At 32.7% G+C, this 19,173-nt stretch carries 17 protein-coding genes and 1 tRNA gene; 3 read left to right on the top strand and 15 right to left on the bottom strand.

Annotated features, from left to right (window positions below):
- Positions 1 to 8 precede the first annotated feature (8 nt).
- The 12 genes from RSB60_RS01995 to RSB60_RS02050 all read right to left on the bottom strand — a co-directional run bounded on the left by RSB60_RS01995 (position 9) and on the right by RSB60_RS02050 (position 8,848).
- A complete protein-coding gene (locus RSB60_RS01995; RefSeq protein WP_323381114.1) occupies positions 9 to 446 on the bottom strand; it encodes a hypothetical protein in 438 nt (145 codons plus the stop codon).
- Between the two features lie 2 nt (positions 447 to 448).
- A complete protein-coding gene (locus RSB60_RS02000; RefSeq protein ID WP_332614236.1) occupies positions 449 to 823 on the bottom strand; it encodes a hypothetical protein in 375 nt (124 codons plus the stop codon).
- 3 nt (positions 824 to 826) lie between these two features.
- The gene (locus RSB60_RS02005) at positions 827 to 1,270 is read right to left on the bottom strand and encodes a DUF4860 domain-containing protein (protein ID WP_323381112.1); all 444 of its coding nucleotides are present in this window, start codon (positions 1,268 to 1,270) and stop codon (positions 827 to 829) included.
- Positions 1,271 to 1,275: 5 nt separating this feature from the next.
- A complete protein-coding gene (locus tag RSB60_RS02010; protein ID WP_323381111.1) occupies positions 1,276 to 1,509 on the bottom strand; it encodes a hypothetical protein in 234 nt (77 codons plus the stop codon).
- 68 nt (positions 1,510 to 1,577) lie between these two features.
- Positions 1,578 to 2,609 carry a type II secretion system F family protein gene (locus tag RSB60_RS02015; protein WP_323381110.1) on the bottom strand — a complete coding sequence of 344 codons (1,032 nt, stop codon included), beginning with the start codon at positions 2,607 to 2,609 and terminating at the stop codon, positions 1,578 to 1,580.
- Positions 2,610 to 2,622: 13 nt separating this feature from the next.
- Positions 2,623 to 3,525 (bottom strand): transglutaminase-like domain-containing protein, encoded by a 903-nt coding sequence (locus tag RSB60_RS02020; protein ID WP_332475831.1) that lies wholly within the window; start codon positions 3,523 to 3,525, stop codon positions 2,623 to 2,625.
- 44 nt (positions 3,526 to 3,569) lie between these two features.
- Entirely contained in the window at positions 3,570 to 4,097 is a 528-nt protein-coding gene (locus RSB60_RS02025) for a hypothetical protein (protein WP_323381108.1), read from the bottom strand.
- 269 nt (positions 4,098 to 4,366) lie between these two features.
- Positions 4,367 to 4,440: transfer RNA gene (locus tag RSB60_RS02030), tRNA-Gly, on the bottom strand.
- A gap of 129 nt (positions 4,441 to 4,569) precedes the next feature.
- Positions 4,570 to 5,229, bottom strand: coding sequence for a glucosaminidase domain-containing protein (locus tag RSB60_RS02035; RefSeq protein WP_332614239.1), 660 nt, complete (start codon positions 5,227 to 5,229; stop codon positions 4,570 to 4,572).
- Positions 5,230 to 5,367: 138 nt separating this feature from the next.
- Positions 5,368 to 5,865 carry a PTS sugar transporter subunit IIA gene (locus RSB60_RS02040; protein ID WP_323381106.1) on the bottom strand — a complete coding sequence of 166 codons (498 nt, stop codon included), beginning with the start codon at positions 5,863 to 5,865 and terminating at the stop codon, positions 5,368 to 5,370.
- Between the two features lie 93 nt (positions 5,866 to 5,958).
- Complete coding sequence (locus RSB60_RS02045) at positions 5,959 to 7,347, bottom strand: PTS transporter subunit EIIC (protein ID WP_323381105.1); 1,389 nt, start codon at positions 7,345 to 7,347, stop codon at positions 5,959 to 5,961.
- Positions 7,348 to 7,378: 31 nt separating this feature from the next.
- Complete coding sequence (locus RSB60_RS02050) at positions 7,379 to 8,848, bottom strand: glycoside hydrolase family 1 protein (protein WP_332491842.1); 1,470 nt, start codon at positions 8,846 to 8,848, stop codon at positions 7,379 to 7,381.
- Positions 8,849 to 9,028: 180 nt separating this feature from the next.
- Between RSB60_RS02050 and RSB60_RS02055 the strand changes: the two genes are divergently transcribed.
- Positions 9,029 to 9,847: a MurR/RpiR family transcriptional regulator gene (locus tag RSB60_RS02055; RefSeq protein ID WP_323381103.1), complete on the top strand. Its 819-nt coding sequence runs from the start codon at positions 9,029 to 9,031 to the stop codon at positions 9,845 to 9,847.
- A gap of 30 nt (positions 9,848 to 9,877) precedes the next feature.
- Here the strand turns inward: RSB60_RS02055 and RSB60_RS02060 are convergent, their stop codons facing one another.
- The 3 genes from RSB60_RS02060 to RSB60_RS02070 form a co-directional block, all read right to left on the bottom strand.
- Positions 9,878 to 10,264 (bottom strand): Fur family transcriptional regulator, encoded by a 387-nt coding sequence (locus RSB60_RS02060; protein ID WP_332516408.1) that lies wholly within the window; start codon positions 10,262 to 10,264, stop codon positions 9,878 to 9,880.
- Between the two features lie 87 nt (positions 10,265 to 10,351).
- Positions 10,352 to 11,857 carry a catalase gene (locus tag RSB60_RS02065; RefSeq protein WP_323381101.1) on the bottom strand — a complete coding sequence of 502 codons (1,506 nt, stop codon included), beginning with the start codon at positions 11,855 to 11,857 and terminating at the stop codon, positions 10,352 to 10,354.
- A gap of 182 nt (positions 11,858 to 12,039) precedes the next feature.
- Positions 12,040 to 18,051 (bottom strand): MBG domain-containing protein, encoded by a 6,012-nt coding sequence (locus tag RSB60_RS02070; protein ID WP_332614244.1) that lies wholly within the window; start codon positions 18,049 to 18,051, stop codon positions 12,040 to 12,042.
- 213 nt (positions 18,052 to 18,264) lie between these two features.
- Between RSB60_RS02070 and RSB60_RS02075 the strand changes: the two genes are divergently transcribed.
- The gene (locus tag RSB60_RS02075; protein ID WP_332614246.1) at positions 18,265 to 18,768 is read left to right on the top strand and encodes a YbhB/YbcL family Raf kinase inhibitor-like protein; all 504 of its coding nucleotides are present in this window, start codon (positions 18,265 to 18,267) and stop codon (positions 18,766 to 18,768) included.
- A 17-nt stretch (positions 18,769 to 18,785) separates the two neighbouring features.
- On the top strand, positions 18,786 to 19,173 hold a 388-nt coding region (locus RSB60_RS02080), incomplete at its 3' end, for an aromatic acid exporter family protein (RefSeq protein WP_332614249.1).

The raw sequence follows: 19,173 nt of genomic DNA on the forward strand, positions 1-19,173 counted from the left end.
TGCCTCCACTATAAGTCAAAACCCTTTAGGTTATATTCATCAGTGCTAGTATTCTCAACTACCCAAGATTTAACAGTAATTGTTTTTTGTTCAAAATCTAAGCCTAGTTCTACATTTAAATATGCTTTACTACTGATTATTATAATATAATTCGCACTATTTTGGTTAACAATTATACCATTTACTTCGCTTTTGAGGGTATTTTCGATTTCTTCTGGTGTAAAACCATTTACTACCATCTCATCGATTGCCATTTTCACCTGCATTGCAGTTGTATCTGCTTGATAATTTTCATCAATTACATCAATGGCTTTGTTGATACGACTCAAATCATTATTTGCCTGAGTATAACTAAGCGCTGAGAATGAGACAAATACCAAAATCACAAAAATCATAATCAAAGAAGTGTATCCAATAGAAAATCCAATATTTTTAATTTTTTCCATCTTTATTGACCTCCTGACATCACAGCAAAGTTGATAAGCACGGTATGACCCTTTGAAACCTCAATTGTACTTTCAACATAGTCTAGTGTTTTAGGAGTTTGATAAATATCAATCACAAATTTATCCGTATTTTTTTGGTAATGATTTTCTTCTATCAATATGAAACCATCTTCCTCGTCAATAGCATTCATTCTTAAATCTTCTGCAATGACTTGTCCTATGAGTAAGGCTTCATTCTTATCACTTGCTAAATTAGATATTCTGTAACTTTCCACAAATAATTGCACACAAACAATACATGCAAGTACGAAGAAAAGAATGGACCATAAGTATTCCATTAAGAAAACATAGAATTTTGATTTACGTTCTACTTTCATTCACTACCTCATTACAACTTTCATTTCAAAGTCTGTGTCATCAACATTCACTTTGTAAATTAATTCATTTTGTTTTAAATCCATTTCTAAACTATCGATTTCTGCAATTTTTGTACCATCATTCAATGTATATGTCGCATTATCAGATACAAACAACTCTCTCAATTCACCATCATATAAATAAATAATGCGTTTATGATTATCATATGTAATCACTAAACATTCAATACCTTCTTTTTCTTCAAGTGTAACTTGATCCTTATTTGCTTGTCTTATTGTTGTTGCAATATAAGATATAGGTAACTGAAGTTCTCTTGCTTGAGATGTTTTATTTGTCATTGTTTGATAGTAATTCGCTCCCAAAAGTAAAAGTGCAAAAGAACCTACAACAAATGCTGTAAGTAGAACCAGTGTCCATAATACTTCTGCGATTTTAGAATTTTTCATTTTCTCTACCTTTGATATATCTTAATTTCTGGTTGTACATTTGATCCGAATGTTTCGTAATACACGTGATATTTATTGCTATCTACAATAACACCATAATTTTCAACAAGATATTCTAATGAAGCTGGATATCTTCCTTCAACGCTATAACAAGTAATAGCTGCCTTTTGAATAGCATTGTATAGTCGTTTTTCACCTTCTTTATCCAAACGCTCTTGGATAGAATCGAGTGATATCACAAGCCCTCCCACCAACAAAAGTAATAAGAGTATTGTGAACAGTCGACTATGTTTTTTTATGAACTTAATCATCCTAGACTCGTCATAATGCTCATCAATGGAAGCATTACTGATAATAGAATTATTCCTACAATAATAACGCAGCTAATCATAATTGTGGGTTCTATAATATTTAAGAAACGATTAATTGAACTACTCATTTCATTCTCATAATCTTTTGCAACTTTTGACATGGTATCATCTAGTTTACCTGACTTTTGAGCAATCTTTAAAATTCGTGTATAAACCGATTTAAATATCTTCGCATCAATTAAAGCATCTAATGCTGATTTGCCATCTTCAATCTCTTTATTACATAATTCAATTCGTTCTCTAATTTTTCTATTATCAACAAGTCCTGGAAGAAGTTCAAATGCATTAGCTAAATCTAACCCACTATTCATAAACAAACTTAATGCATACGCAACTTTGCTTACTTCGATATCACGCATCAATGATTTAGTGAAGATAAAATTTGATAACAACATTGAAGTCGCTCTTTCTTTGTACTTAATTCGATAGGTAAGAAGTACAATTACCACTGCAAGTGCTATAACAACTAATATTGCAAATCCAAATTCAGAAATCTTCTGACCAATATTCATAAGCACTAAGGCTAGCGAAGAAATATCAGTACCCATACTATTCAATACATTTCTAAATATTGGGAGTACTTTCACAACAAGAATCCCCATAAGCACAAGCATCATCACAAACAAAAGACTTGGATAGAAAATTGCATCCTTAATTTTTTTATTCATTGAGTCCAATCGGTTATAGTAAATTGATAACTGTTTTAGCACATTATCCAAATAACCTGTTTCTTCTCCAATTTTTACCATTTGTATAAAATAAGCATCAAAAGCACCTGTTTTCTCACAAGCCTTAGCAAAACTCATATTTTCTTGTAATGAGTCTTGTATTGAAGTTAAAGCTTCTTTTGTTTCTTTGTCACTTAGTTCTTCAAGAATCGCATCAATTCCTGTTTCCAATGTCAAACCAGATTCAAGAATCATATGAAGTTGATCACAAAGCAATACAGTTTCAGTAATCTTAATCATTGTTAAGCCCCCTTTAGTATTGGTATTTATTTTCATAATTGCCATTATAATTTTCGCCTGATGCTTCGAAAGTTGGATCCATTCTTGTCCACTCATCAGATTTAAAGTAAACATTCGGATCAACCCATCCTACATCTTCTATATAGACTTCTACCCATGCATGGTAGCCTAATTCAACATAACCTGTTCGTAATTTCGTTGGTATTTGTTGAACTCTTAACATACAACTCATGAGTGCTGCATAATCGAAACAAATACCTGACTTTAGCGATAATGTTTCGTCAACAATTGGAACAACAAACTTGTCTTGTACTTCTTCAACTTTTTTCCAATCATATTCAATATTATTTGTTATCCATTCGTAAATTAGATAAACTCTTTCAAGGTCTGATGTAGCTCCTTCACAAATTTCAAAAGATTTAGCTATGGCCTTTGTTTCAATATCATAATTCACAATATAGCTAGGATATAGAAAGGGATAGTTTTCATTATCTAAAGTCACATTTATACTTTTACTTAACTTTAATGCGTAATTATCGCCACCTACATTTTCTAATACTTTGATGGTATAATCACCATCACTCATATTTAACGGGTAGCTAATAAACTTATCGTCCACTGCAATATCATATGTATATTTTTCTTCACCTTTTATTATTTGTATTTTCAGTTTCTCATGATCAGAACTTTTTGTCTTAACCATGATATATCCTAAATTCGTATTTGAATAATCTATTTCAACAAGATTATCGCTTGCAATTAAAACACCAGATGCATCCGGTATTTTAATCATATCAAAAGTCGGTGTAATTTCATTCCCAACTTGTTCTATCACTGGATATTTAGAGTTACTACCTGTAGCACTACAGCCAACAAGTAACAATGTAATGCATAATAAACTCAATAAAAACTTCATGGTATCACCTATATTCATTATATGATTTTCTAAAAGAAAAAGCACTAAATAGTGCTATTTTTTAATTTCAGAGATTTACCTAAATTGCCACCATCAATCATGAATGTATCATCTTTATACATAAACTCAATTTGACTATTTTCATTAACAACTACGATAAATAAATCATCTTTTCTTGTTAGGCGTTTGGAAAAATCAGGTTTCTTCAAAAATATGCACGTACCTTTTCGAATAATTACATGAACATCATCTGGATTATTCATCATTTTTTTAATGCTATTACTGCGAACTGTAAGTGTATAACTTCCATCACCATTCATTTGTGTATCACTAATATGAAATACACCACGGCGATTGTACATTGTTACTCCTACACCAACGATTACAACAAATAATGCAAATGCACCAAATTGGATAATCGTATTATTTCCTGAAGGTTTACGATTTGCTTCAGGAGTAGTTTCTTCTTTAATTTCAGTTGTATCATTATTTATATCATCTTGAGCAGAAACAGATACTGTTACAAGTGTTAGCCCTAGAACCAATAATAAACTTAGTAATAATTTTTTCATCATTGTCACCTCATCATGGTTACAGTATGAACTATTTTGGTTATATGCTGGTTATAAACAAATAAAATTTCTATTATTTGTACTTAATTTCTTTAAATATTCATTTAAAGAGTTTCTATTACTAATAAATAAAGATTTTAACATTTACCTAGACGATTAAATAGATAATTAATAATCACTTACTTAAATAAGATATATTTATTTCAACTATATGGCACTTTTTTAAAAACAATAAAAAAAAGCTAAATTAGCTTCTATTTATTATTTAATGGAGCAGATGAGGGGAATCGAACCCCCGTGTCGACCTTGGCAAGGTCGCGTTCTACCATTGAACTACATCTGCAACTGCCTTTGTATTCTAACATAAATAATTTACTCATTCAACTAGAAAAGTGCAATTTTTTAACAAAATGTTCAATCAATATTGCTAAAGTAAAAATGTCATCAAGTTTATACCTTGATGACATTACTTTTAATCTAATTGACTCGCTAGTATTGCATAATATGCATTTACTTCAGCACGACTTTTTTCAATATCCTTATTTATTTTTGCCATAGACCCACGCACAACACCTACCCATGTTGGGCTATTTGGTGCATAGCGAGATACCATTTTCTCAGGAGTATCGAGTCCACGTGAATGATATGAAGCAAGCAAATTAAGATATGCCATAATTCCAGTTTCTTTATCTTTGAATTGCATCCAACCACCTTGACCACGCATACCGCCAAAATTATGATTATTAATACAAAGATAACTCGAACCATTTCCTGTTTCATGTGCCGCTAGTGCTACTGCAAAAACTGGATCAATTCCAAGTTCTATTGCCTTGTCATAAAAGAATGCTTCTTGACCAGCCATACCACCACCTAAATTTTTTGCGATAGCTTGACGCTCAGCATTTACTAAAGCGATAGCTTGTTCATCTAATAAACCAAGTACTTCAACGTTTACTAATTCATCTCTAATAACTTTAGGCTCTTCAATTACCATCTCTTCAATAATTGCTTGAATTTCCGCTTTATTGTCACTAACTATTTCTGTCTCATATGCAAGCGCTGAAGTTGTAAGGACACACATACATCCTAGAATGCCAAGTACAGCAACTATTCGACTAATTTGTCTAAACATTTAATTCACCTCATTTTTGAAACAACGGCTTTATTCTATAAGATTTCGTCAAAAATAGCAAATTTTTCATCCCAATACACCGATTTCATTAACCCTAAAAGCACAAAAAAAGCTTATAAATAAGCCTTTTTAATCATTTTACTTGTTAATTTTTTGTCCTTGACTTACATCGCCAAAATCAACAAATGCAACTTTTTCACCTTCATTTGGCGTCTCTGTCACTATTAACATTGTGATTGTATCATAACCCGCTTCTTTAATGACATCTAAATCAACATGCAAAAGTTGTTGACCAGCTTTGACAGTATCACCCTGTTTCACAAGAATTTCGAATCCTTTCCCACCTAGTTCTACTGTGTTTATTCCAACATGAACAAGTAATCCCGTCCCATCTTTTGTACGAATCGCAAAAGCATGTCCAGTGGGATACATTACTTCTAATTTGCCATTCGCTGGCGCAACAATCACACCATCTTTTAATTCAAATGCAATTGTTTGTCCCATCATCTCTTGTGCAAACATGACATCATTTACTTTACTTGCAGGTACCATTTCGGCATTCGCAATGGATACGATATCTGTATCCTTATATTTCGTTACGTTATCTTTACTAAATAATTTATCAAATAATCCCATATCATTCTCCATCTTTTTTAAATATTATACCCTATTCTAAACTAAATAATATAAAAGAGGCAAAATTTTCTTGCCCCTTTTGTCTTGGATAATTTATGCTGATTTTGCTTGAGCACGTTTACCTAAGAAGTAAGTTACTCCAAATGAAACTATAACGGCAATAATCATAACTACAATTGACCATATTAAGTTTCCTGAAGAACCATCTGGATTAATATAAGCAGGAATTGAAATAAATCCTGGTGTTGAAATTACATATTGAGTCATACCCACTAAACCTGCAATTAAACCACCTATTCCGCCACCAATCATCGCACCAACAAGAGGATATTTCTTTGTGAATAAAACACCATATACTCCTGGTTCAGTAATTCCACATAATGCTGTAATTCCTGCTCCTGTTGCGATGCTCTTATCATTAATTTCTTTTGCTATTAATGCAACTGCTAAACATGCACCACCTACAGCTACATTGGCAGGTGCCATACCAGTACAAATAAGTGGATCTGATCCAACTTCCGCAAGAAGTGCGAATACAACTGGATAAGCTGCATTATTCATACCAAAGAAAACCATTAATGGTGTAGTAATACCAATAACCATAACCGCAACTGCTGGTACCGCACGATAAAGGCTAAGAACTCCACTCGCTAACCATGTACCTGCTAAATTACCAATTGGACCTAACACGATTAGTGTTACAGGAACCGTTATTAGAATTGTAATCAATGGTACAAAAATCGTTCTAAAATAAACTGGTACATATTTTTGTAAAAACTTATAAATCACGGACATAAACAACACACCCAAGATAATTGGGAACACTGTAGAATTATATGCCACTTGTGCAACTTGAACACCTAAGAAATTCAATCCCTCTGCATTGTTTATTGTTGAATATAAAAGGATTGCCCCTAAAAATGCTCCTAAATATCCATTTGATTTTAAACGTGTTGCTGCTGAGAAACCAATGAAAATTGGTAAGAAATAAAATGTTGCTTGATTGATTGCATAAATAATCGTGTATGTGCCAGAATCAGTTGCTACTCCAAAGAATGTTGTAAGTAGTGTTAATACTGCTCCAGTTAACCCACCTGCAATCAATACTGGAATTACTGGTGAGAATGTTCCGCCAATAAATGACATAATTGCATTAAAGAAGTTTCCTCGTTTTGCTTCAGAATCTTGTTTCAAAGCCTCTGCATCCGCAATTTCTCCACTTGCTTTAATTCCATCACACTTTGTAAATTCTTCATATAAACTTGGTACATCTTGCCCTATTACAAATTGATATTCACCATTTTGAATAATTAAATTTAATACACCTGGAATTTTCTTTGCTTCTTCTTGGTTAAGTTTGCTTCCATTCGCAAGTTGTAAGCGTAAGCGTGTCATACAATGACTTACATTGGTAATATTGGATTCCCCTCCGCTAACTTGGATTATTGCATTACAAATTGCTTTATAATCTTTATTTGCCATTTTCTACCCTTTCTTATTGGACAAATCTGTCCTATTTATTTTTTTGAAAATCTTGCCAAGCGGTCATATCTGTTCCCCAGTCTTTACCGTTTGACTTAATTAATTTTGAATACCAAGTAAATGAATCTTTCTTATGTCTTGTTAAATCTCTAGCATCATCATCTGTTGTATTCACAAACACAAGTCCATAACGTTTAGCCATACCATTACCTGTGCTTAACAAATCTGTGAATGACCAAGGATTAAATCCAAATACTTCAACACCGTCTTGAATAGCCAATCCAATGTTAAATGCATATTCTCTTAAGTAATTAATTCTTTCTTCATCATGAATTTTTCCATCTTCACCAAGATCTTCATGACCACCAAATCCTGCTTCTGTGATAACCATAGGTAAGTGATAATGATCCCATAAATAACGTAATGAATAACGCATACATGTTGCATCAATATGCCAATCCCAATCAGTTACTTCAACAAATGGATTTCTTGCTAAAGCATACTCACCTGGTAAATTAGGATATACAAATTCTCCTTTTTTACCCGTTTTATTTAATCCAATTTCTTGTTTATAACTATTATCTGGCGCTTTACCAACATCAGAACGGTAACAGTTCACGGCAATGAAATCAATCTTCGCTTGTTCAATGAGTTCCATATCCCCTGGGCGAATATCTGGATCAATGTCATGTTCTTTCCAATAATTCTTTGTGAATGAATTATATTCTCTAAATACATATAAGTCATCCCATATTTTTTGTGTAAGTTCTTCTGCATTCATTGCAGCAATTTGATCTTCCGGTTTACATGTTTCAGGATAAATAGGAACATATCCAGGAACTGGACCAATCTTTCCACCTTCTACTAATTCATGGCATGCAATTACTGCTTTTGCATGGCATAGATTCATAATGTGATTAATTTTCCATTTGTCTTTAAACCAATCAGTACAACCTTTAGAAACACCTAACCAATCACCATAAACAATTTGCATATTTTGTTCATTAATTGATAACCAGTATTTAACACGATCACCGAAATTTTCAAAACATACTCGACAATAATAATCAAATTCTTCAATAATAGATCGATTACGCCATCCACCACATTTTTCATCCACCCAACAAGGCATATCATAATGATATAGTGTTATAATAGGTGTAATTCCTGCTGCAATAAGCTCGTTTATTAGGTTATTGTAGAATTCTAACCCTTTTGGATTAATCTTACGATCTTCTGCTGGAATTAAGCGAGACCATGAAAGTGAGAAACGATAACTTGTAAATCCACACTCTTTCATTAATGCTACATCTTCTTTATAATGATGATAATGATCGGCCGCCACTGAATTATCAGCATATGGCTTTTTCGTTTGAGAATTCAAGTCGATAATCGCTGGGGAACGACCATCCTCTTTCGTTGCTCCTTCTACTTGCCATGCGGCGCTAGATGCTCCCCAAAAGAAATCCTTTGGGAATGTTGGTAACTCTTTGTACTTCATAAACCACTCACCCTTTCTGATATTACAAACACGTTTTTTATGTTTGTTTGTAACTTTAAGGGAATTATAACAAAGAAAAAAATCTCAGTGGTTTCAACTTTTGAAACCACTTACATTGCACAATATTAATTAAAAAAACAATAATAAGGTATACATCATGCCTTACTAGGGAGGAAATCTATGGATGAACAAAACTTGAGTATACGAAATTTCAGTCTAATAAATTCTTTGCTTGTTATTCTAAATAATCATGATGAAAACGATACTTATTTTATTCTTGCAAAGTATCTATTAAAACATTTCGATGATTTAGATGAACTTAGTATTTATGACATGGCTGATGATTGTTTTGTCTCTAGAAGTAGTATCCATCGATTCATTAAGTACATCGGTTTTGATAATTTCACTGCTATGAAACATACTTTTAAAGAAACAAAAATACATTATAATGCTTATATTTCCTACGCTACACATACAAACTTCAAAAAATATGTTTATGAATCTATGAATGACATGATGAAAAGTATTAATGAAATGGCTGAGCTACAAGATTTATTAAAACTTGCTAAAATGATTCATGATAGTAATTGCGTAGTCATCGTAATTTCAAATACATCAAGCTCATCCGCACTTGAATTTCAACAAGGTATGATTGCAATTGGAAAGCTTGTACGCATTGTCACAAACTCAACTCCTAATTTGGAAATACTCGATAGCCTTACTAAAGATGATTTACTCATTACAATATCTGTTACTGGAAATTACGCAATTGCAATTGGAGATGATGTTAGGAAAGTTAATGCATATAAATGTCTAATCACATTAAATCATTCAATGCAGTTTGAAGATTACTACAATTACATTTTCTATTTAAGCAAAAAACCTCGTTCAAGCGATCATATCAATCATGGCTTAAACAATGTTTATACCCGCTATGGCGCAGGTTATTTCTTCGATTTACTCTATAATTTCTATGTTGAGAAATATCAAACAAAATAATTAATAAAAAAAGGCTATTCGCCTTTTTTATTAATTATTTTTCATTTTCTCACATTCTGGGCAAATCCCATAAAACAATGTCACATGATTTTGAATCTTAAATCTAGAATCCACTTTATCTAAACTATCATTGTAAGGAACATTAGTATCAAACAAACGATTACATTTTGTACATTTAAAATGATAGTGATTATGTTTACGATAATCAAAGAAACCAGCACCATCGACTGTTGGAATATATCCAATTTCCCCTTTTTCCGTTAAGTCTTTAAGATTTCTAAATACTGTTGCGCGTCCAATGCCTGGCATTTTCTCTTTTACAAGAGCATAGATTTGGTCACCAGTAAGATGTCCTTGATGAAGTTGGACTTCTGCTTTTATCATTTCTTTTTGATTGGTATTTCTTTCTCTTTTCATAAGTTCCTCCATCAATTATCAAAAATTATTACTCTATTAGTATACAATACTATGCAAGAAGGAGGGAAGATTATTCTTCCCTCCAATTTAACGTGTTGCTTGTATTAATTCTGCATTTGATAACTTAGAATATTCAATTACTTTATCCAAATCTAAATTACATGCTTTAATAAAACGTTTACCATAATCTTCATCAGCTAAGTAACAATGTACTGCATGACGATACTTGATATTTTCTGTTACAGGCATGATGTTATTTTTAGTATTTTCAATTAATACTTGTTTTTGTTCTTCACTCATTAAACGATATAAATCTCCACCTTGATAGAAACAATTATCTGTTAAATCGTTCTTAGGATCATAATGATAAGCCTCTTGTCCAACACTTAAACCTGGTTCGCGAACAGATGCTTGTTCTTCCCACATACCCATACTATTTGGGTGATAAGCAACAGTTGAACCATAGTTACCATCCACTCTCATTGCTCCATCACGATGTGAACTATGAACTTCAACATGGGCTTTATTTACTGGAATTTGATCATGGTTTACACCTAAACGGTAACGTTGTGTATCACCATAAGAGAATAGACGTCCTTGTAATAATTTATCTGGTGATAATCCAATACCTGGAACTAAATGAGATGGATTGAAAGCAGCTTGCTCAACTTCAGCAAAATAGTTCTCTGGATTCTTATTTAACTCAAGCACACCCACTTCCATTAATGGATATTCTTTTTGACTCCATACTTTAGTAATATCAAATGGATTTTCTTTGTGATTATTAGCTTGTTCTTCAGTCATGATTTGGAAGTACATTGTCCAACGTGGAAATTCACCTTTTTCAATACTTTCATATAAATCACGTTGATGACTTTCACGATCATTCGCAATAATTTGAGCTGCTTCTTCATCAGTCAAGTTTTTAATACCTTGTTGAGTCTTAAGATGGAATTTTACCCATACACGTTCATTGTCAGCATTGATTAAACTATATGTATGACTTCCAAAACCATGCATATGACGGTAACTATAAGGAATTCCACGATCAGACATCGTAATTGTAATTTGATGGAATGCTTCTGGTAATAATGTCCAGAAGTCCCAGTTATTTTGTGCTGAACGCATGTTTGTACGAGGATCACGTTTTACCGCGCGATTTAAATCAGGAAAGTTTAATGCATCACGCAAGAAGAATACAGGTGTATTATTTCCTACTAAATCCCAGTTACCTTCCTCAGTATAGAACTTAATTGCAAATCCACGAATATCTCTTTCAGCATCCGCTGCTCCACGTTCACCAGCAACTGTTGAAAATCTTACAAATACTGGAGTTTCATGATCCTTCGCAAAGACTTTCGCACGTGTTAACTTTTCAACATTATGTGTTGCTTTAAAAGTACCAAATGCACCACTTCCTTTAGCATGCATTCTTCTTTCAGGAATAACCTCTCTATCAAAATGTGCTAATTTTTCAATAAGCCAATTATCCTGTAATAAAACAGGCCCTCTATCTCCTGCTGTTAATGAATGATTATTATCACTCACTGGAGCACCAACTTCATTCGTTAGTTTTTTGTTATCATCTGTCATAATTTCTCCTTTTCGCATATTATTGATACGCTGTATCATTATAATACATCCTGTATCTCTTTATGTCAATACATTGTCTCATTAATTTTTAATAACTTATAGGAATATGCTCTAAATCTCAAAATCTCGTAAGTACAAAGTAGAGAATAGTTTTTAAAAACTAATTGATTTTATCGTTTATGTTATTTTTTTCTTCTTCGCAAAAGTATAAAACCAGCTACTCCTATCAACGCAAGTACGAGAACAATCACAATACTTTGTCCTTCATTGCTCTCTTCAAATATTTCATTTTGTTGTGGATAAGTAATTACATATTCACCCAACGCATCAACACTTAATTTCAATTCATTATTGTGAACTTCAACTTTTTGTTGATTAATTAATGTATCATTTTCAACTCTCCACAAATACAAATCATCATTATCTATCCATTCTTTTGGTAGATGTAAAAGTACATCAAATGAAGTATTATTCAAAAACGTTAATCGATCTTTCCATTCACCATCATTTATACGTGTTTTAATCTTAAATGAAATGAATCCTCCACTACTAAATCCTAAATTCTTAACTTGATTTTCTAGTTTATCTCCACTTTCCAAAGAACTTATTAATCCTTGTCGAATTTCAACTGCAACTTCTATTTCGTCCCCTTGCATGACACCGTCAAGTTCCGTCGGTGTTAAAACGGCGTTTATAAACTGTTCAACATTCAAAACAGTACCATTGCGAAGTGAATCATCACTATACATAAGAACCAGATATCCATTACCAATTTGAATTGTCATATCTTTGGTAAATTCTACTGCTTTGTCTTCACCTATAATCATAAATCTACCATTCTCAAATTTTCCTTGATAAGCTGGATTTTCATCTTCTAGGACTTCTTCTGCATCATTCTTATCATAGTTTTTAAATGGTTGTTTTACTCTTTCTACTTCCTCAATATACAGAACTTCAATTTCATCCGTTTTTGGCTGATTCGTCGCTACCGGTGTTGGACTTGGAGTAGGGATTGGCGTTGGTGTTGGTGTTGGAACAATTTCTTTAGGTTGAATTATTAAAATATTACTTCCACTTACTGACTCATAATTCTCCTTTTCAACTTTCCATTGTATTGTATAAGTTCCTGGAGCTGTATATGACTGTTTTGTCACTGTCGCATCCTCTGGAGCTATTACTGAAACTGAATGAGGCTGTCCATCATACATTACTTTATTATCTTCACCTTTAACCTCATCTTCCATATTTGCTGGAAGAACCGCCAAATTGTCACCTACATAATTAAATGCATAATTTGAACCCGGATTTCCTCCAGTCGGGGTTACAGTATATGTTCTTCCCGCTACCCATTGTGCCAAAAATGCTATTGGAAGGCTAAACCCATTAATATTATTAATATTTTGGTTTGCTACAAAACCATCGACAACTACTCTAAAATGAGGACTTCCCGTATAAACAATTGACTCACCAACATAACGAACTGTTAATAATTTAGGTGTAATCGAATATTCTTGTTCTAGATTTGTTGGTAATTGATAGTTGATATTATCAACACCTTGAAGTTCTATTATTTTAGCTGTATATGTTCCTACATCCGTATTCATATTATTCTCTAAAACTAACGTAACATCATCTGATGGTAAGAAATCATTTGTCATTGCGATAACACCTTGATTGATTCCTTGATAAACAAATTGATTTTGACTTGACCAAATAATAGTGATTTGTTTTTTAGTAATTTTACTAGTTGTTAGTGCATCAAGAATTCTTGAATCCTCTAATCGATAATTTATAGCTGAATCACCTGTTAAATTTAAATTTGTAACATCAACTATCTTTGAATCCCCAACATTTTTATCATCGAATCGGATAACTCCTTGAACACCTAGATCATCACCAGATGCAATGTAATCTAACGTAAGCATACCACTGGCATCTGTCGTGCCATCATATACTTTGTCACTAACTGAATCAATTTGAGCTTTCACAATACGTGGTGATATCATCACAGCTAAAACACCTTGAACATCGTTATAATCATCCACTGCACCAGTATCATGAATTCGATACCAATAAGTATAGTTTCCTACATTACGGTAAACTGGTTCATCTACAGTATAATTACCATCTTTTGATGTGCTATAAGTTATTTCTATATTTGAATCAGGCATAGTTACTGCGACATGTCCATTGTGCTCTTGAGCATCATAAATACCTTGATAATCTGTAGTTGTAAATACCATATTAATTGGAACTATCGTTAGATAACCTGCTTGATAGATAAATGTATAATTTGTTGCTTGCCCATCTTTTGGTAGAACAGAATAAGTGCCCACATCATATCCTGGTATTTCTATACTTGGTGCACTGTATCCATCTGCATTTGATTCATTCTCATTGTTCACAAATCCAGTAACTGTTACACTCGTAGGAATTGTATCATCATAATTTACACTTTCGTGATAGGTTGCGAGAAGTTCTACTGGTTTAATTTGAGCATCAGTTTGTATATTTGTAAGTTGATTTGAATCCAAAGTATAGTTTTGAACAGTAGTATCAAAAATAATTTTCGATACATTAACGTATTTAATAGCTTCAACATTTTTGTTTGTAAATGCGAAAACTCCACTGACTGTGACAGTTCCTTCATCTTTTGGTAGAACACCAATTAAACCGAGTGTTCCCATTGTAGATTGGTTTCCATCATAAATTTTATCACTTACTGTTAGTACTGTTGGTGTCACTGTTTTCTTTTGAATTGTTACAATTTCACTTCCAAAAACATCGTTATAATTTGGATTTTCTACTTTATAGTAAATCGTTGTAGACCCTACATTAGAAAACGTCGGTGCATTCGTTAAATCATATTGCCCAACTGATAATCCATACATAATGGTAGAATCATCTTCTTGAACTTGTACAGAAATTGTATGATCATTGCCATCATATATTTCTGCATATCCTGATGATGTAACTGTTAAATTAGCTTTATTAATTGTTAACATACCATCATCATATAAAAATCGATAATTCGTGGCACTTCCACCACTTAATACAACATGGTATGTTCCAACATTTGGATAAACTGATGAAATTGTTGTAATCGTTGTGATTGGTTGTTGGTAGCCACTCGCTGTTGAAGCATCTTCTTGATTTACAAATCCAGTAACTTCTATTTGTGATAGCGGTGTATATCCATACATAATTGATTCATCACTTACAGTTGCCGTTAAAACAGCTCTTGTAATTGTATATGGAACTAGTAATCCTTCTGTTGGCAAACTATAATTTCCTGCATCTACACCTTGTATGCCAGAAATGCTTGCTACATAGATTCCTGCATTCACTTGATTCCCATTAGAAATACTTAATGAAGCTGTATCATTTTGAACAAGATTTGTAATTGCTGCACTAACTTGACTTGGCATTCCATCATAAACTCTTGTGTTGATATTACTCCATGAATAAGTTACTTGACGTGGTGATATGATATAAGCTGCCGTACTATTAGCACCTTCTAACGTATAGTTAGTGTCTGAAAGCTGTGTTGCTGTAGCCGTATAACTACCCGCATCAATTTCACTATTTCCTTCTAAAGTAACAGTTACACTTTCTTGACCTATCGCATTTGTAATTGTTGCATTAACTTGACTTGCTATTCCATCATACGTCCTTGTATCTGTTCCTGACCATGTAAGTAATGCCACAACTGGATAAATGGTTCCACTACTTTCTAGTTCACTTGTTGTCAAATTATAATTTCCTGCATCACTGCCATTTAGACTAATATGATTAACAAATACTTTTTTTAATTCTCCAGCATTTTTGTCAATAAAATTATAAGTTCCTAACGCATTGACTGAATCATTTCCAACAACCCCTTTTACAATTAAATTTCCACTTGCTATCGTGTTTCCATCATATGTTTTATTATTTATAGATGCTACTTCAACAGTAATATCTTTTTGTTTAATATTAACCTCTACTTGGAATTCCTTAATCTCATAATTTGTTTTAATGGCTTGTACTTTAACTGAATACACACCGGCATTTTTGAATTGTGGTGCTATAGATGTAGCTGTTCCATTATTTACGGAATAAAGAATTTGTGTTGCATCATTGTTTGCTATTGTAACACCATGTGATCCACCATCATAAGTACCTTGATATCCTGTTACCGTAATTCCTAAATTTCCTTTGTTAATTACTAGTGTTCCAGATACATAATTGAACACATAGTTTTTCCCAGGATTTCCACCACTTGGAGTTAGTGTATAACTACCTGGAATTAGATTTGTATTTTGAATACGTGGCAATTGAAATGTTGGATCACTTGCACTTGTTTCACCAGTTACAAATCCTGAAACATTGACTTGAAGTGTTGGTGAAGCACCATAGAAAATGCTTTCTCCATTATAGGTTGCCATTAATGTTTTTGGATTAACCCGTGCTACAACTGAGCCTGTCACCGTCTCATATCCACTAGCACTAATGCTGTAATAAATTGTAGTTGACCCTACATCCTTAATTTGTGGAATCACTGCTGATAAAGACCCAGCATTAGTTCCATATAAAATAGTAGCCCCTTGTATTGTACTTGTTATACTCACTGAATTATGGTTACTTCCATCATAATTCCCCACATATCCAACAACTGAATATGTTGAACTATTCATTTGTGATATACGATTAATTGTAATACTAACATTATCACTTGGTAGTGTATTTATACTTCCTTTAGTTCTTAATAAAATCGTTGTCCCTTGAGCAAGATTATTCAAATCTCCTGTTACTGTTTGCCAACTGGTACCATTATTTGTGCTGTATTCAGCATTGCTAGAAATATTTTTAATCGATCCTGTTCCATTTACAGTTATAGGTTGAACTGTTGTTGCTGTTGGAACAGCCGCTTTAGTAATTGTTATCTTTCTAATTGAACTAAGTAATGTTCCATCAGATGCAAAGTAGGCAATCCAAATAGAGCTTCCAGAAAAATTATTTGGCATTGTATACACGCCACTAGAAACTTCATTAATTACAAATAAATGCCAAGTTTGACCTTCATCTGTACTCATTTTTGTTCCTACTAATACTGGCGAAAGGGCATAATTGCTGCCATTAAAATTAATCGATGAAGGATCATATGATACTACCGTTACTGTACAAAGATAATCTGAAAGAACTTGATTTCCAATCTTTGCATTAGCGGTTATTGTTGAGCCAGGTATTAAAGTTGTTGTAGTTACTGTATAACTTCCAACTCCACTATTGTTTATCAAGGATCCGGTATCCGCTGGATAAGTCATACCATTAATGACAATACCATACTGAATTGTTCCCGTAGGTACTCCAACAAAATTAACTTGAAATTTTGTTGTTGCAGTTAAGCCATTAATTGATTGGTTAATGACTTGAACCGTTCCACTCTTCCATGTTGCATATAAAGTTATATCGCCCGTAATTGTAAAACTAGTTGTACCTCCTGTTGCATAATCAGGTAAATCATTAACCGCTTTTTTTGTTTTTGACCAACCTGAAAACACATAATAATCCTTCTTAGGAAGCGGACTAAAACGCACATTCACCCTTGTATTAATTGTGTAATCTTGTACCTCAGGAACACTTCCAGTTCCACCATTCGCATCATAAGTAACTTTTGGATTAGGAATTTCTGAAAATAGCATTGGTACATTGGTATCAAGTTGGGTTTGGTAATCAAGCATCTTTACATATAAATCATGTAACAATTGATAATCTGTATTTTGATTGCATACATCTACGAATGTTTGATCTTCTATTATTATTTCATCAATTTTTTCCTGAATATCACTAAATTGTTCAATAAAGTCTCTACGTGATTCCTCATCTAACAATACACCATTGGTATCAAAGGCATTTTCTATTTTACTTTTTATATCATAGTTTTCTTTCAAACTAAGAATATTATCAAAAATAAGATCAGTTTTTGATTTATCAGTAGTTATTGTCGATATGGGTGTTTCTGTTGGCGATACAGTTTCATTAATTGATTCTGCTTGTGCTTGATTTGGAGTCTCTGTTGGTAGAGCAGAAGGATTAATTTCAATTGTATCTTGATTTTTTACTTGTCGTGAAACAAGTGTATCATCTGCATAAACTGCTGATGATGACATCGTCATTGCAATTGCTATGATAATAGCGTAGATTTTTTTCATGGTATGTTTCCTCTGGAGTTATTCTAGATTTTGTATTTCTACTAATTTCATTATTACTATGCATCTTGTATTATTCAATTAAAGTAATCATGACTTTTAATACACATGTTGCTTCCATAAAAATACTCCTTTTGTCTATACATACAAAAAAGTGGGTAATTTACTTATTGCTTCATCATAGCTATAGTTGATGCATACAAGGAGGTATTTAAAATGAAAATAACAAGCACAGGAATTATTGAAGGCATAATAAATGATGAATATGGAGTTAGAGGCACTCAAGTAAATGAATATGGCATCCCGTCTTATTCATTACCTTTCAAAATCGAAGGAGCTCCTAAGAATACAAAATCTTATGCCATTGTATTAGAAGACAAAGATGCTTATCCCGTATCGGGTGGATTTGTATGGATTCATTGGTTAGCCGCAAACATAAAAAAAGATGAAGTACAATCAAATGAAAGTATTTCAACAAAAGAATTTATCCAAGGAACTAACAGTTGGACGAGTATTCAAGGTGGTCAAATATCAAAAGAGGCTGCTAGTTATTATGGTGGAATGATGCCACCCGATCAACCACACTTATATGAACTTCATGTCTATGCATTAGACATTGAACTAGATTTACAAAATGGTTTCTATTTAAATGAATTACATCATGCCATGAATGGCCATATCCTAGATACCGCAACATTGAAAGGTATCTATAAAAATTAATCATCATGAAAATAGGTTTGCGAACATGGAAAACTGTTATATCAGTATTTATATGTTTTATGATTGGCGAATTACGAATTGATGGAATACCATTTTATAGTGCTATTGCTGCTATCTTATGCATCCAAAAAACAACGAGTGATAGTTATAAAGAAGGTAAGAAAAGAGAAATCGCTACAATTATTGGTGCAATTATTGGCGTTATTTATTTATATATCGAACGATTAATTCCATCTATTCAATATAACTTCTTGCGCTATTCATTATTATCCTTACTATTGATACCTATTATTCAACTCTCAAGAATGATAAAACAAGAAGATGGTACTTTTCTTATGTGCGTTGTCTTTTTAAGCGTAACTGTTAATCATAATTTAGATTCAAAACCTATCAACTTCGCAATTG

Source organism: Anaerorhabdus sp., assembly GCF_036657415.1.
Classification (GTDB): Bacteria; Bacillota_I; Bacilli_A; order Erysipelotrichales; family Erysipelotrichaceae; genus Anaerorhabdus.